Genomic DNA, 12,558 nt, shown 5'->3' on the forward strand with positions numbered 1-12,558 from the left:
TCATCACCGACGCCACCAAGGCCGAGATGAAGAAGATCCTCGGCGAGATCCAGGACGGCTCCTTCGCCAACAACTGGATCGCCGAGTACAACGCCAGCCTGCCGAAGTACAACGAGTACAAGAAGGCCGACGAGAGCCACCTGCTGGAGACCACCGGCAAGAAGCTCCGCAAGCTCATGAGCTGGGTGGAGAACGGTGACTGACCCCTCCCCGCGGATCCCCGCGCCGGCCGACCGGCGCGGGGATCCGTGCTTCGCCAGCCTCCTCCTGGGCAGCTACCGCCGCCTGGTGGGGGTCAGCCTGGGCCCGCCGGTGTGGGCGTCGGACGCCGAGGCGGCCCGGTGGCTGTACGAGAACGCGCCCTTCGGCCTGCTGGCGCACGATGCGTCGGCCGACCCGCTGTTCGTCTACGCCAACCGCACGGCGCAACGGTCCTTCGGCTACACCTGGGAGGAGTTCATCGGCCTCCCCTCGCGCCGCTCGGCCGCGCCCGAGGCGCAGCCGGACCGGGACGCGTTGCTCGCGTCGGTGAACGCCCTCGGCTACGCCGACGGATACCGGGGGCTGCGGCTGCGCAAGGACGGCCGGATCTTCCGGATCGAGGACGTCTGCATGTGGAATCTCACGGACGCCGACGGAACCCATCACGGGCAGGCCGCCGTGTTCCGCACCTGGTCGGCCGCCTGAGCCCAGCCCAACGCCCGCCTGTCAGGAAGGTGACAGGCGGGCGGTGCCCACATCCGCGAACAGGTGGCGGGGTCCGGGCGCCGGGACGTCCCGCCGGCTCCCGTATCGGGGGTCAGCGGACGGGGTGGACCGGGCCGATCCGGAGGCCGTGGACGCCGCGGACGCTGCACTCGGACGTCGTCCACGGCACGTCGATCTGCTCCCGCGACTCCGGCGGGAAGACGGCCAGGAAGGACACGCTCGTCAACTGGCACTCCGCGTCGGAGAGTCCGGCCTGACCGTTCAGCGCCTGTGCGTCGACGGCCGCGTGGGCGTGGGGGATCAAGGTGACACCCGTGGCACGCGTTCCCGTCGCACGGTCGGCGGCCGCGCCGATCTGGGCTCCGTCACGGCCGCGGAAGGACACCCCGGGGAATCCCGCCAGGGTGCACGGTGCGGTGCCCGTGTTCTGGAACACCAACTGGAAGTGCGTGGTGCCCGCACCGCTGTCCTGGTTCTCAACGGAGACCCGCAGGTGTTCCGAGGTGCACCGCTGGGGCCCACCGTCGCGGGCCGGCCCGGAGTCCGCGTCCTGCGCGCCCGAACGGTCCCTCGTCACCGCCCCGTCGGAGGCTGAGTCCTCCCCGCTGAGATCGCCCCGGGAGGCCGGCGAAGAAGCCCCGCCCGACGACGATCCCGGGGCCGTCGCCCCCGACGAGGCATCCGAAGCGCTTCCGGCGGCCGTGCCGGTCTCCGGCCCGCACGCGGTGAGGGCGGCGAGCGCCACAGCGAGAACGGGTACGGCGCGGAGTGCGGTGGAGACCTTCATGCCTTGCCTGCTTTCCTTTTCGTGCCGGGGCTTTTCCCCGCTACGGCCTCCACTTTGACAATGCGTTCCGGCACAACGCCAGCCAGAAATAGCGTCGTGACAGCACCACTGATGAGCAGTTACGATCCGCGGACAATGAGGATCCGGCCGGGCCAACCTTCACGATTTCCCGATGGATATCCGCGCCAATACCTTTCGGAATTCGGCACCGAAATTCTATTGCGCTCCGCGGGTATGCGGCGTGCCGGTGGGGGGCGATCCGGGCCACCGGCGATCGTGAAGAAGCGGCCGGGACATGGGAACGGCCGTATTGAGGCACGGTGCGCGACGTTTCAGGTCACACCTTTTTGGCCGCCCCGGGGCTCAGTAGAAGTGCCGCAGCGACGGCCAGAGGGTCGACCAGGGGGCGGCGGGGCCGTCGCAGAGGACGATGGCGGCCTGCTGTTCCTCGTTGTCGACGCCGTGGCCGTTGTCGACCGTGCCGACCTGGCGGCAGCCCGTGAAGTGGGCTTCGATGCCGTCGGCGTCGCGCCGGCGGACCAGCAGGACGGGGCCGTCGGCGGAGTCCGGGGGCGGGCCCCAGGCGTAGAAGCTCATGTGGCCGGAGTACGGGGCGGGCAGGCCGCGCGCGGGGCCGTAGTGGGCGAGGGCGCCTGCCTCGCCGTAGTTCTGGGCGAGGAGGACGGCGCGGCCGCGGTCCGCCTCGGGGATGCGGGCCCACGCCTCGGCGGTGGCGTCCGCAAGGCGGGGCCAGCCGATCTGCTCGCCCTGCTCTGCGTTGACGGCGTTCACGACGGAGACCGCTCCCGCGGGCAGTACGGGCAGCGACAGCAGCGCGGTCAGCACGGCCGTCAACGCGACCGGCAGGACCGTGTCCCGCGGTTTCGCGGCGTAGCGCTCGCAGCCCGCGGCGAGCAGGACGACCAGCAGCGGAAGCGCGTAGTAGGGCTTGCCGCCGCTCGCGAGCACCAGGACGCACAGAATCAGGTAGGCCGGGGCGAAGGAGCGGGCCCAGCGCAGCTCCGGATCGCGCCACAGCCGCAGGCCGCCGGAGATCCAGACGGGGACGAACACCGGGGAGAGGTAGAGGAGTTGCTCGGGCACGAACAGCAGGCGGTTCTCCGTGCCGTCGTCGGCGCTGATACCGCCCGCGACGGTGAGCTGCGGCCAGCCGTTACGGGCCTGCCACCACAGGTTGGGCAGGGCCAGCGCGAGCGCGAGTACGGCGCCGGCGACCGGCCACCAGCCGCGCAGCACCCGGCGCGGACCCGTGAGCAGCAGTCCGCCGAGCAGGGCGAGGACGAGCAGCACCACCAGGTACTTGTTCTCCAGGCCCACGCCGACGGCCGCGCCGACCCCGAGCCACCACCGGCCGTCCCCGGTGCGCAGCAGCCGGAGCACGAACCAGCAGACCCCGAGCCAGGCGAGCACGTCGAAGGTGGCCGTGGAGACCATGTGGCCGACGGCCAGGACGAATCCGGAGACGCCCGTGAAGACGGCGGCGAGCACCTGCGCCCTGCGGCTCCCGCCCATTTCGCGGCAGAGCGCGGCGGCCAGGAAGACGGTCGCGGCGCACGCGGCGGTCGCCGCGACGCGCAGCCCGGCCGGGCTGTCGCCGAAGACGGACGTCGACAGCCGTGCGACGAGCGGGGTCAGCGGGGGCTGGTCCACATACCCCCAGGCGGGGTGATCGCCTGCGACCAGGAAGTACAGCTCGTCGCGGTGGAAGCCGTACCGCCCCGACAGCGCGGTCAGGACCGCCGCGAGCACCAGGGCCACCAGCGCGACCGGTCGCGTGGCGTACGCCACCACTGCCGGCCGCCCAGCCGTCGACGTCATCCCCCCACCCCCGGCGCCGACGGTACCGGGGCACCGCGACGGGGGCCAAGGGTCTTCGCTCAGCCGATGTCGAACCGGCTGAAGCGTGAACCGCCCTTTCCGGAAGCGCGGTTGAGGAGACCGGTGAGCACCCGGCGTCCCGGGGTGAGGCGGGCGCGGGCCTCCGGCGGCAGCTCCCACAGGGCGCGCGAGTCGCGCAACCGCAGTCCCCAGTCGGCGAGTTCCCGCGGGTCCTCGCAGCTCCAGGCGACATTGACGGCACGCTCACGGCGGGCGACGGCAGCGGGGACGGTGTCCATGAGCAGGACGGAGCCCGGGAAATGTTTCGTGAGCAGCCCGATCGCGGTCCTGACCGCCGCCTCGGTGAGGTAGACGAGCACGGCCTCGGAGACGAAGAGGTACGGGCCGGGGGCGGCCCCGACGGCGGCGGTCCAGCCGGGTTCGGTGACGGAGCCGGCCACCATGCGCCGCCGTCCGCTCTCCTCCAGCAGCTCGCGGCGGAGCGTGATGACGTCGGGCAGGTCGAGTTCGACCCAGGTGGCGGTGCCGTTGTCCAGCCGCTCGTACCGGGTGCCGAGGCCGCAGCCGAGCTCGACGACCGTCCCCGCGGGGTGGGCGTCCAGGAACTCGCGGACCCAGGCGTCGAGGATGACGCCGCGGAACACCGCCCCGAGGAGCCTCAAGCCGCCTCCGATCCGCGAGAAGTCGTAGTCCAAGGACTCCACCAGCTCCACGGCCTTCGGGTCGCGCGTCAGCGGCCGCCGCCGGGCCGTCTCGGCCGCGCGGGCGAACAGCGGTATGAGCAGGGTCTCCTGGACCCGGCCGAGTTCCACACTGCGGCGTCCCATGGGAGCACGGTACCCCGGGGTCTCAGGCCCCGGCCCCGCGCAGGGCCTCCGCGAGGGGGCCCTCCCCGGTCACCTCGGCGGCTCCGTCCCCCAGCGCGTCGGGCAGGGCGCGGGCGCCGGCCGGCAGGGCGAGGACGGCGTCGGGGCTCTTGGCGGGTCCGTCCGCGTACGACGGGGTGAGGCCGCCGAGTTCGATGTGGAAGGCGCCCTCGTCGAGGCGGACCTCGACCACTCCGCCGGGCAGTCCGGGGAGCGCGGCCAGCCGGCGCATCAGGGGGACGGCGGCCCAGTGCGCGCGGACGGCGTCGGTGGGGCGGGGCTCGCCCAGGTCGGCGGCGCCCCAGCCGGCGAGCGCGCCGAGCACGGTCAGCAGGTCCCGGCCGCGCGGGGTGAGTTCGTAGACGTACGCGGCGCCGGGGGGCGGCAGGCGGCGGCGGGTGGCCAGGCCGTCGCGCTCCATCTCCTTCAGGCGGGAGGCGAGGACGTCGGTGCTCACGCCGGGCAGGTCGGCGTGGAGATCGGTGTACCGGCGGGGGCCCGCGAGCAGCTCACGGACGATCAGGAGCGTCCAGCGCTCGCCGACCGTGTCGAGGGCACGGGCGACGGCGCAGTACTGGTCGTAACTTCGGCGCGGCATGGTCCCAGTGTAGACAAAGAGTTGGACTTTCCAAGCTCGCACTTGGTAAAACCAAGCAGTAGCCTGTGCCTGATACAGCGGGGTGCGGGACCGGACCGGGAGGCCGTCGCATGGAGTACAAGCAGTCGAGCAAGCTGGCCGAGGTCTGCTACGAGATCCGCGGTCCGGTCATCGAGCACGCCAACGCACTGGAGGAGGCCGGGCACAGCGTCCTGCGGCTCAACACCGGCAACCCGGCGCTGTTCGGCTTCGAGGCCCCCGAGGAACTGCTCCAGGACATCATCCGCACCCTCCCCACCTCGCACGGCTACAGCGACTCCCGCGGCATCCTCTCGGCACGCCGCGCGGTCGCCCAGCACTACCAGGAGCGCGGCCTCGCCGAGGTGGGCGTGGACGACGTCTTCCTCGGCAACGGCGTCTCCGAACTGGTGCAGATGGCCGTGCAGGCCCTGGTGGACGACGGCGACGAGGTGCTGATCCCGGCACCCGACTTCCCGCTGTGGACGGCCGTGACCAATCTCGCGGGCGGGAAGGCCGTGCACTACGTCTGCGACGAGTCCGCCGACTGGTTCCCCGACCTCGACGACATCGCCTCGAAGATCACCGGCCGCACCCGGGCGCTGGTGATCATCAACCCCAACAACCCCACGGGCGCGGTGTATCCGCGCGAGCTGCTGGAAGGCATGCTCGACCTGGCCCGCCGGCACCACCTGGTCGTCTTCGCCGACGAGGTCTACGACAAGATCCTCTACGACGACGCCGTGCACCACACGGCCGCACAGCTCGCCCCCGACGTGCTCTGCCTGACCTTCAGCGGGCTGTCCAAGGCCTACCGCGTCGCCGGCTTCCGCTCGGGCTGGCTGGTCGTCACCGGACCGCGGCAGCACGCCAAAAGTTATCTGGAGGGCCTGACGATGCTGGCCTCCATGCGGCTGTGCCCCAACGTGCCCGCCCAGCAGGCGATCCAGGCCGCCCTCGGCGGTCGGCAGAGCATCAAGGACCTGGTACTGCCCGGCGGACGGCTGCACGAGCAGCGCGACCGGGCGTGGGAGAAACTCAACGAGATCCCCGGCGTCTCGTGCGTGAAGCCCAAGGGCGCCCTCTACGCCTTCCCGCGTCTGGACCCGAAGGTGCACCGCATCCACGACGACGAGAAGTTCGTGCTGGACCTGCTGCTGCGCGAGAAGATCCAGGTGGTCCAGGGCACCGGCTTCAGCTGGCCGCGCCCCGACCACTTCCGCATCCTCACCCTCCCCCGCGCCGACGACCTCGACGCGGCGATCAGCCGCATCGGCCGCTTCCTCGCCGGCTACCGCCAGTGACCCGGGCCCGCCGGGCGGGGGGCGACCGGGGGTGACCCCCACCGCCACCACGTGCCGGAAGGCCCGTGGACAGGCGGTGCGTGTAGGGGCCACTGGCACGTGAGGGCGGGGGTTTACCCCACGTCCCGGGGAGGAGAAACCCGCCGCGGAGTCACCGGTCAGCCGGATGGGGCGTCGGTCCTGGGGCCCATAACGTCGTGGTCGAGGCGGTGGTGAGGTGCCACGGCCCGGCTCCGAGGGGGTTCGACACCGTGGCAAGCGCACACGGCCGCGTCCGTACCGCGAGTACGGCACACGGCAAGCAAGGGATCGCCGCCGCCATGGGCGGCTGGAGCGCCCGGCACCGGTGGACGGCGGTGGGCGGCTGGCTGCTCTTCGTCGTCCTCGCGCTGACCATCGGCTCGATGGCCGGCCGGGTCGACGTGACGGACAGCGAGGAGGTCCCGGGGGAATTCGGCCAGGCCGTACGGATCCTGGACGACGCCGGCCTCAGCAACGGACCGGCCGGCGAGATGGTGCTCGTCCGAGCGGCATCGGGGGCGGCGGCCGTGAAGGCGACCGACCCGGCCTTCCGGGCCACTGTCGACGACGTCATCACGGCCGTGAAGGGCACCGGCGAGGTCACCGCCGTCCAGTCGCCGTACGACATCAAGGCCGTCTCCGAGGACGGCCGTTCGGCCCTGGTGAAGTTCGACATGCGCGGCGACCCGGACACCGCGCCCGACCGCGTGCAGCCGGTGGTCGACGCCGTGCACGGCGTCCAGGACCGGCACGCGGACTTCACCGTCGAGCAGTTCGGCGAGGCCAGCTCGCAGAAGGTGTTCGACGACGCCTTCGGCAGCGACTTCCAGCGGGCCGAGTACTCGGCCCTCCCCGTCGCGCTCGGCATCCTGCTGATCGCCTTCGGCGCCCTGGTGGCCGCACTGCTGCCGGTCGCGCTCGCCATGACGGCCTTCCTGGCGACGACCGGCCTGGTCGCGGTCGTGAGCCACGCGGTGCACATGAGCGACACCGCCAACTCCGTGATGCTGCTGGTCGGTCTGGCCGTCGGCGTCGACTACTGCCTGTTCTACCTGCGCCGTGAACGGGAGGAGCGGGAGGCCGGGCACGATCCGCAGACCGCGCTGCGCATCGCGGCCGCGACCAGCGGACGGGCGATCCTGGTCTCCGGCGTGACGGTGATCGTGGCGATGGCGGGCCTCCTCTTCACCGGTATCGGCGACTTCAAGGCGATGGGCCTGGCCACGATGATGGTGGTGGCCGTGGCGATGTTCGGTTCGGTCACGGTGCTCCCGGCGCTGCTGTCCCTGCTGGGCGAGCGGGTCGAGAAGGGCCGGGTGCCCTTCCTGCGGCGGCGCGGCCGGGCCCGCAGCGGCGAGTCCCGCTTCTGGGGCACCGTGCTCGGCGGTGTCCTGCGCCGCCCCGGTGTGTCCGCCGCGATCGCCGGCGGAGCGCTGATCGCCATCGCGCTGCCGGCGGTGGGCCTGAACACCTCCAACCTGACACTCAGCCAGGAACTCGGCGACAAGCTGCCGGTCGTCCGCGCCTACGAGGACATCTCCACGGCGTTCCCCGGCGGTCCCGAGCCGGCGCAGGTCGTCGTCAAGGCCTCCGACATCTCCGCGCCCGAGGTGCGCCGGGCCATCGACGCCTTCAGCCATGAGGCGGTGGCCAAGGGCGCCAGCCCCGGCCCGGTGGAGACCGAGACGCACCCGAAGGAGAACGTCGCCGTCCTCAAGGTGCCGCTGACCGGCGGCACGGACGAGACCCGGGCGGAGGCATCACTGCGGATCCTGCGGGACCAGGTCCGTCCCGACACCCTCGGCAAGGTCGCCGGAGTCACCGCGCCCATGGCCGGGTCGACGGCCGCGTCGATGGACTTCACCGACAAGATCGGGGCCGCCGTGCCCCCGGTGTTCGCCTTCGTCGTCGTCTTCGCCTTCCTCCTGATGCTGCTCTCCTTCCGGTCGCTGACCATCGCCCTGACCTCGATCGTGCTCAACCTGCTCTCGGTGGGCGCCGCCTACGGCATCCTCACCGTGGTCTTCCAGCACGGCTGGGGCGCGGGCCTGGTGGGCGCCGAGGGGGTCGGCGCGATCGTGGCCTGGCTGCCGCTGTTCCTGTTCGTGATCCTCTTCGGGCTGAGCATGGACTACCACGTGTTCGTGGTCTCCCGGATCCGCGAGGCCCGTATGCGCGGTCTGAGCACCCAGGAGGCGATCCGGCACGGCATCACCACCACGGCGGGCGTGGTGACCAGTGCGGCGCTCATCATGGTCGCGGTGTTCGCGATCTTCGGAACGCTGTCCATGCAGAGCATGAAGCAGATGGGCGTGGGCCTGGCCTTCGCGGTGCTGATCGACGCCACCGTCATCCGCGGCATCCTGCTCCCCGCCGTGATGGCGCTGCTGGGCGAGCGCAACTGGTACCTCCCCTCGTGGCTCGACTGGCTGCCCGACATGACCCACGACGAGACGGCGATCGCCCCGCCGCCGGCCCGCCCGGAGGGCGTGCCGGTCCCCGTGGAACCCTCCGGCGTGGCCCGCTGAGCCCGAAGCCCGCGACCGGCGCTCCCGGCCCGGTCCCCGCAACAGCGGGGGCCGGGCCGGCCCGATGAGCACGCCAGGAGCGCCGGCGCCTGAACCGCGGACGGCCCGTCAGCCGGACACCGCGGCGCGCGGGCGTATGGGCTCCCGCCCCTCCCCCGTCGCCCGGCCGGCCGCGGGACCGGCGGGGGCGGGGGCGTGGAACGGGTCGAGGGAGGGCGCGGGTCCCCGGACCGGGGCGGGAGCCGCGAGGTCGGGGTCGGAGAAGAGCGCTGGCTCGTCGTGTGAGGTCGACATGCAGAGCAGCGTATCCCGTGTTCGAATATCTGTGCGATCCCCCGAAAGGGTTATCGGGGAGCGAGCCCGAACCGCTTGACCTCCGGCTCCGGTCCCTCTCCGGCCGAAGAGGGCAGCCACGGCCCCCACGGCTCCAGCCCCGGCCCGTTGGGGCTGCCCGTCGCCGTGAAAGCGGCGAGGGCACCCGCGAAGGCGCGTCCGAGGTCGAGGTCGGCCGCGTTCACCCGCCCCAGCGTGGGCGCGTCCCGGAAACTGTCGAAGTTGTTGAAGAGGAAGGGCAGTTCCGCACAGTGCATGGCGCCCAGAGGGATGCCCTCGACGTTGCCGTCCCCGGGCGTCCGCCGGGTGAAGCGGTACACGTACGCGGGGGACCCGTCGCGGGCGCACTGCCCGGCGATCTCGGCGATGCCCGCGCCGAAGACCTGATCCGCGACGAGGTCGAGGGGCGCGTCGAAGGACGTGATGGCCAGGAAGGCCGTCATCTCGTCCTGCGTACGCCCCAGCAGGACGTTCGTGCCGCGCAGGGCGCCGCCTGCGACCGCCTCCCGCCATCCCGTCGCCGCGAGCGCCCCGCCGCGCACCGGGTAGGTCGGCGGAGCGGTGCTGCCCGGCCGGGCGCGTTCCACCACGAGCCGCGCGTACGCCTCCAGCAGGCGCTCGACGGGCAGCGCGCGCAGCTCGGCCGCCGCGGCCACCCCGGCCAGGCGCAGGTAGTGCGCGGCGGCGTCGGCGGCCTCCGCGGGGTCCTGCGGCTCCAGCGCCCACGGGCCGCTCTCGCCGATCACCCCCCGGACCAGCCCGCGCGTCCCCGGGTCGAGCGCGAGGCCGAGCGCGGAGTACGCGCCGGCGGACTGGCCGCCGACGGTGATCCGGCCGGGGTCGCCGCCGAAGGCCGCGACGGAGTCCCGCACCCAGCGCAGCGCGGCGGCCTGGTCCTGGCTGCCGAGGTTGTCGGCCCCGATGTCCGGCAGGTGCAGATAACCCAGCGGGCCGAGGCGGTAGTTGACGGTGACGACCACGATCCCGCCGAGCGCCGCCAGCCGGCCGCCGTCGTAGAGGTCCCAGCCGCCCCCGCCGCTGGTGAAGCCGCCGCCGTGGATCCAGAACAGCACCGGGCGGGGCGGCGCGCCGGCGTCCAGGGCGCCGTCGGGCACCCAGACGTTGAGATTGAGGCAGCCGGCCTCGTCGCCCCGGGGTTCGTGCGGGCCCAGGGCCACTTCCATCCTGCTGCGCCGCTGCGGGGCGTCGGGTCCGGAGCGTGCCGCGTCCCGCACGCCGTTCCAGCCCGGGTGCGGGCGCGGCGCGCCGAACCGCAGGTCGCCCACCGGCGACGCCGCGTACGGGATCCCGCGGAAGGCGGTCACCCCGCCCTCCTCGACCACCCCGCGCACGGAGCCGCTCTCCGTGACCACCACCGGCCTGCGCTGTTCGTGCGTGGTATCCATGACTGCTGGTCTACCCTCCCGCCCTGACGGGCGCGCGCCGGGGGTCCCCGTGGCGCATCCGGAGGGTCCTGAAGACCCCCGGACTGCCGAACGCCCCGCCCCCGCCGGGCGCGGTCAGGTCGTCCCCGGCCCGGCCGGTGCGGCCGCCCCGCCTCCCGCCTCCGCGACATGGTTTCCCCCGTTGCCGACCGATGTCCGGGGGAACGTAGGTGCCGCGCCACCGCCGGGGCCGGGCATTTTGCCCGGCCTTCATGCGGTGGCGCGGCGTTGCCGGGACGGCGTCAGTCCTCCGGCGGCAGTTCCCCGGAGAAGGCCGCGGCCAGCCGCAGCCAGGGGGTCGCCTCGTCGCCGCGCCCCTGCCGCTGGAGGGTGCGGCCCAGCATCAGGTGCGCGTAGTGCTCGACGGGGTCGCGCTCGATCACCGCCCGCAACTGCTGCTCGGCGCGGCCGAGCTGGGCCGAGTGGTAGTAGGCCCGGGCCAGCAGCAGGCGGGGGGCGACCTGCTCCGGGACCTCCTCGACCACGTCCGTCAGCAGGCGGGCGGCCTCCGTGTACTCCTTGGCCTCGAAGAAGAGCCCGGCGCGCTCCCAGCGCTCCGCCGTGGTCTCCTCGGCATCCGCGAAGGACTCGAAGGACTTGAAGGGCTCGGGGGACTTGAAGGTCTCGAAACGAACGGGGTTCACGTGAGCTCCTCTCCGGGTGCGGTGTGCGGCATACGGGGTGCCTGCTCGAAGCCGAGCCGGCCCTTGTTGAAGTCCTCGATCGCCTGCAGGACCTCGGCCTTGGTGTTCATCACGAACGGCCCGAAGTGCGCGACCGGTTCGCGGATCGGACGGCCTCCGAGGAGCAGCACGTCCAGGTCGGGCGTGCGGCTGTCCGGATGGGCGGCGGCCTCCAGCGTCAGGGTGTCGCCCGCCCCGAAGACCGCGAGCTGGTGCGCGTCCAGCGGGCGCCGCTCGGCGCCGGCCGTGCCGCGCCCCGACAGCGCGTACGCCAGGGCGTTGAAGTCGCGCCGCCAGGGCAGGACCAGCCGGGCCCCGGGGCTCAGGGTCGCGTGCACCAGGGTGATCGGGGTGAAGGTGCTGCCCGGTCCGTGGTGCCCGGCGACGTCGCCGGCGATGACGCGGACCAGCGCGCCGCCGTCCGGGGACGACAGCAGCGCGGCCTCGGGTCCCTCGATGCTCTGGTAGCGCGGCGGGTTCCACTTGTGGGCGCGCGGCAGGTTGACCCACAGCTGAATGCCGTGGAACAGCCCGCCGGAGACGACCAGTTCCTCCGGCGGCGTCTCGATGTGGAGGATGCCGCTGCCGGCCGTCATCCACTGCGTGGCGCCGTCGGTGATGGTGCCCCCGCCGCCGTGCGAGTCCTGGTGCTCCATGCGGCCGTCGATCATGTACGTGACGGTCTCGAAGCCCCGGTGCGGGTGCCAGGCGGTGCCCCTGGGCTCGCCCGGTGCGTACTCCACCTCGCCCATCTGGTCCATGTGGACGAACGGGTCGAGGATGCGCGGGGAGACCTCGGCGAAGGCCCGGTGCACGGGGAAGCCCTCGCCCTCGTAACCGCGCGGGGCGGTGGTGACGGTGCGTACGGGGCGCTGCTCGGCGGCCGCCGGGTCGGGTTCGGCGACGCGGGGCAGGAGCAGCGTGTTCTCCACGGTCACGGCGGGCATGGGACGCTCCTCGCTCGTTGGAACGGTGCGGGGTCCGGGGCCGGACCTCCGTTGGCTGATTTAACATTCAACCAACCCGCTTCATTCCTTCCCTCCCCTGCCCGCCCGGCTCCCCGCCCGGGACCGCGGCTCAGAAGCCGAAGCGCGCGCGCTGCCCCTCGGGCACCAGCTCCACGTACTCCGGGTGCTTGCCGATCCAGCCCCGGATGAAGGGGCAGAACGGCAGGACCCGCAGCTCCCGGTCGCGGGCCGCGTCCAGCCCGGCGCGGGCGAGCACCCCGCCCAGGCCCCGGCCGCCGAAGCGGGGGTCCACCTCGGTGTGGATGAACGCCATCTCGTTGCCGTACAGGTGGTACTCGGCGAAGCCGGCGAGCTCCTCCTCACCGCTCTCGTCCACCGCGTCGAAAAGCTCGAAGCGTGACATGGCCGGGTTGTCCGCGACACGTGCTGCCATGGTGCG

The 12,558-nt window shown here is 72.9% G+C and carries 12 protein-coding genes and 1 pseudogene; 4 read left to right on the top strand and 9 right to left on the bottom strand.

Annotated elements, in window-relative coordinates; all coding sequences use genetic code 11:
* Positions 1-203 (top strand): annotated as a pseudogene (locus ABZ883_RS37230) (ketol-acid reductoisomerase); the annotation flags it as partial.
* The gene (locus ABZ883_RS37235; RefSeq protein WP_360914562.1) at positions 196-687 is read left to right on the top strand and encodes an MEKHLA domain-containing protein; all 492 of its coding nucleotides are present in this window, start codon (positions 196-198) and stop codon (positions 685-687) included. The pseudogene ABZ883_RS37230 and the gene ABZ883_RS37235, both read left to right, overlap by 8 nt.
* A 112-nt stretch (positions 688-799) precedes the next feature.
* Here the strand turns inward: ABZ883_RS37235 and ABZ883_RS37240 are convergent, their stop codons facing one another.
* The 4 genes from ABZ883_RS37240 to ABZ883_RS37255 all read right to left on the bottom strand — a co-directional run bounded on the left by ABZ883_RS37240 (position 800) and on the right by ABZ883_RS37255 (position 4,819).
* A complete protein-coding gene (locus ABZ883_RS37240) occupies positions 800-1,285 on the bottom strand; it encodes a DUF4232 domain-containing protein (RefSeq protein ID WP_360914567.1) in 486 nt (161 codons plus the stop codon).
* 573 nt (positions 1,286-1,858) lie between these two features.
* Positions 1,859-3,334, bottom strand: coding sequence for a glycosyltransferase family 39 protein (locus ABZ883_RS37245; protein WP_360914570.1), 1,476 nt, complete (start codon positions 3,332-3,334; stop codon positions 1,859-1,861).
* A 59-nt stretch (positions 3,335-3,393) separates the two neighbouring features.
* On the bottom strand, positions 3,394-4,182 hold the full coding sequence (locus ABZ883_RS37250) for a class I SAM-dependent methyltransferase (protein WP_360914573.1): 789 nt from the start codon (positions 4,180-4,182) through the stop codon (positions 3,394-3,396).
* Positions 4,183-4,204: 22 nt separating this feature from the next.
* Positions 4,205-4,819, bottom strand: coding sequence for a helix-turn-helix domain-containing protein (locus ABZ883_RS37255; protein WP_360914576.1), 615 nt, complete (start codon positions 4,817-4,819; stop codon positions 4,205-4,207).
* Between the two features lie 110 nt (positions 4,820-4,929).
* Here ABZ883_RS37255 and ABZ883_RS37260 point away from each other — a divergent pair, with 110 nt between their 5' ends.
* A complete protein-coding gene (locus ABZ883_RS37260; protein ID WP_360914579.1) occupies positions 4,930-6,141 on the top strand; it encodes a pyridoxal phosphate-dependent aminotransferase in 1,212 nt (403 codons plus the stop codon).
* A gap of 320 nt (positions 6,142-6,461) precedes the next feature.
* On the top strand, positions 6,462-8,690 hold the full coding sequence (locus ABZ883_RS37265) for an MMPL family transporter (protein ID WP_360914743.1): 2,229 nt from the start codon (positions 6,462-6,464) through the stop codon (positions 8,688-8,690).
* Positions 8,691-8,798: 108 nt separating this feature from the next.
* Here the strand turns inward: ABZ883_RS37265 and ABZ883_RS37270 are convergent, their stop codons facing one another.
* The 5 genes from ABZ883_RS37270 to ABZ883_RS37290 form a co-directional block, all read right to left on the bottom strand.
* Complete coding sequence (locus tag ABZ883_RS37270; RefSeq protein WP_360914582.1) at positions 8,799-8,984, bottom strand: hypothetical protein; 186 nt, start codon at positions 8,982-8,984, stop codon at positions 8,799-8,801.
* A gap of 50 nt (positions 8,985-9,034) precedes the next feature.
* A complete protein-coding gene (locus ABZ883_RS37275; RefSeq protein ID WP_360914585.1) occupies positions 9,035-10,429 on the bottom strand; it encodes a carboxylesterase family protein in 1,395 nt (464 codons plus the stop codon).
* A 281-nt stretch (positions 10,430-10,710) separates the two neighbouring features.
* On the bottom strand, positions 10,711-11,112 hold the full coding sequence (locus tag ABZ883_RS37280) for a tetratricopeptide repeat protein (RefSeq protein ID WP_360914588.1): 402 nt from the start codon (positions 11,110-11,112) through the stop codon (positions 10,711-10,713).
* A complete protein-coding gene (locus tag ABZ883_RS37285) occupies positions 11,109-12,098 on the bottom strand; it encodes a pirin family protein (RefSeq protein WP_360914591.1) in 990 nt (329 codons plus the stop codon). The genes ABZ883_RS37280 and ABZ883_RS37285 overlap by 4 nt, the downstream gene beginning before the upstream one ends.
* Positions 12,099-12,228: 130 nt before the next feature.
* Positions 12,229-12,552, bottom strand: coding sequence for a GNAT family N-acetyltransferase (locus tag ABZ883_RS37290; protein WP_360914594.1), 324 nt, complete (start codon positions 12,550-12,552; stop codon positions 12,229-12,231).
* Positions 12,553-12,558: the final 6 nt, after the last annotated feature.

The sequence above is a fragment of the Streptomyces sp. NPDC046977 genome, assembly GCF_040644455.1.
In the GTDB taxonomy this organism is placed as follows: domain Bacteria; phylum Actinomycetota; class Actinomycetes; order Streptomycetales; family Streptomycetaceae; genus Actinacidiphila.

Coding starts and splice junctions, on each gene's coding strand:
- ABZ883_RS37245 (WP_360914570.1), bottom strand. CDS start 3,334: ATGACGTCGACGGCTGGGCGGCCGGCAGTGGTGGCGTACGCCACGCGA.
- ABZ883_RS37250 (WP_360914573.1), bottom strand. CDS start 4,182: ATGGGACGCCGCAGTGTGGAACTCGGCCGGGTCCAGGAGACCCTGCTC.
- ABZ883_RS37255 (WP_360914576.1), bottom strand. CDS start 4,819: ATGCCGCGCCGAAGTTACGACCAGTACTGCGCCGTCGCCCGTGCCCTC.
- ABZ883_RS37260 (WP_360914579.1), top strand. CDS start 4,930: ATGGAGTACAAGCAGTCGAGCAAGCTGGCCGAGGTCTGCTACGAGATC.
- ABZ883_RS37265 (WP_360914743.1), top strand. CDS start 6,462: ATGGGCGGCTGGAGCGCCCGGCACCGGTGGACGGCGGTGGGCGGCTGG.
- ABZ883_RS37270 (WP_360914582.1), bottom strand. CDS start 8,984: ATGTCGACCTCACACGACGAGCCAGCGCTCTTCTCCGACCCCGACCTC.
- ABZ883_RS37275 (WP_360914585.1), bottom strand. CDS start 10,429: ATGGATACCACGCACGAACAGCGCAGGCCGGTGGTGGTCACGGAGAGC.
- ABZ883_RS37285 (WP_360914591.1), bottom strand. CDS start 12,098: ATGCCCGCCGTGACCGTGGAGAACACGCTGCTCCTGCCCCGCGTCGCC.
- ABZ883_RS37290 (WP_360914594.1), bottom strand. CDS start 12,552: ATGGCAGCACGTGTCGCGGACAACCCGGCCATGTCACGCTTCGAGCTT.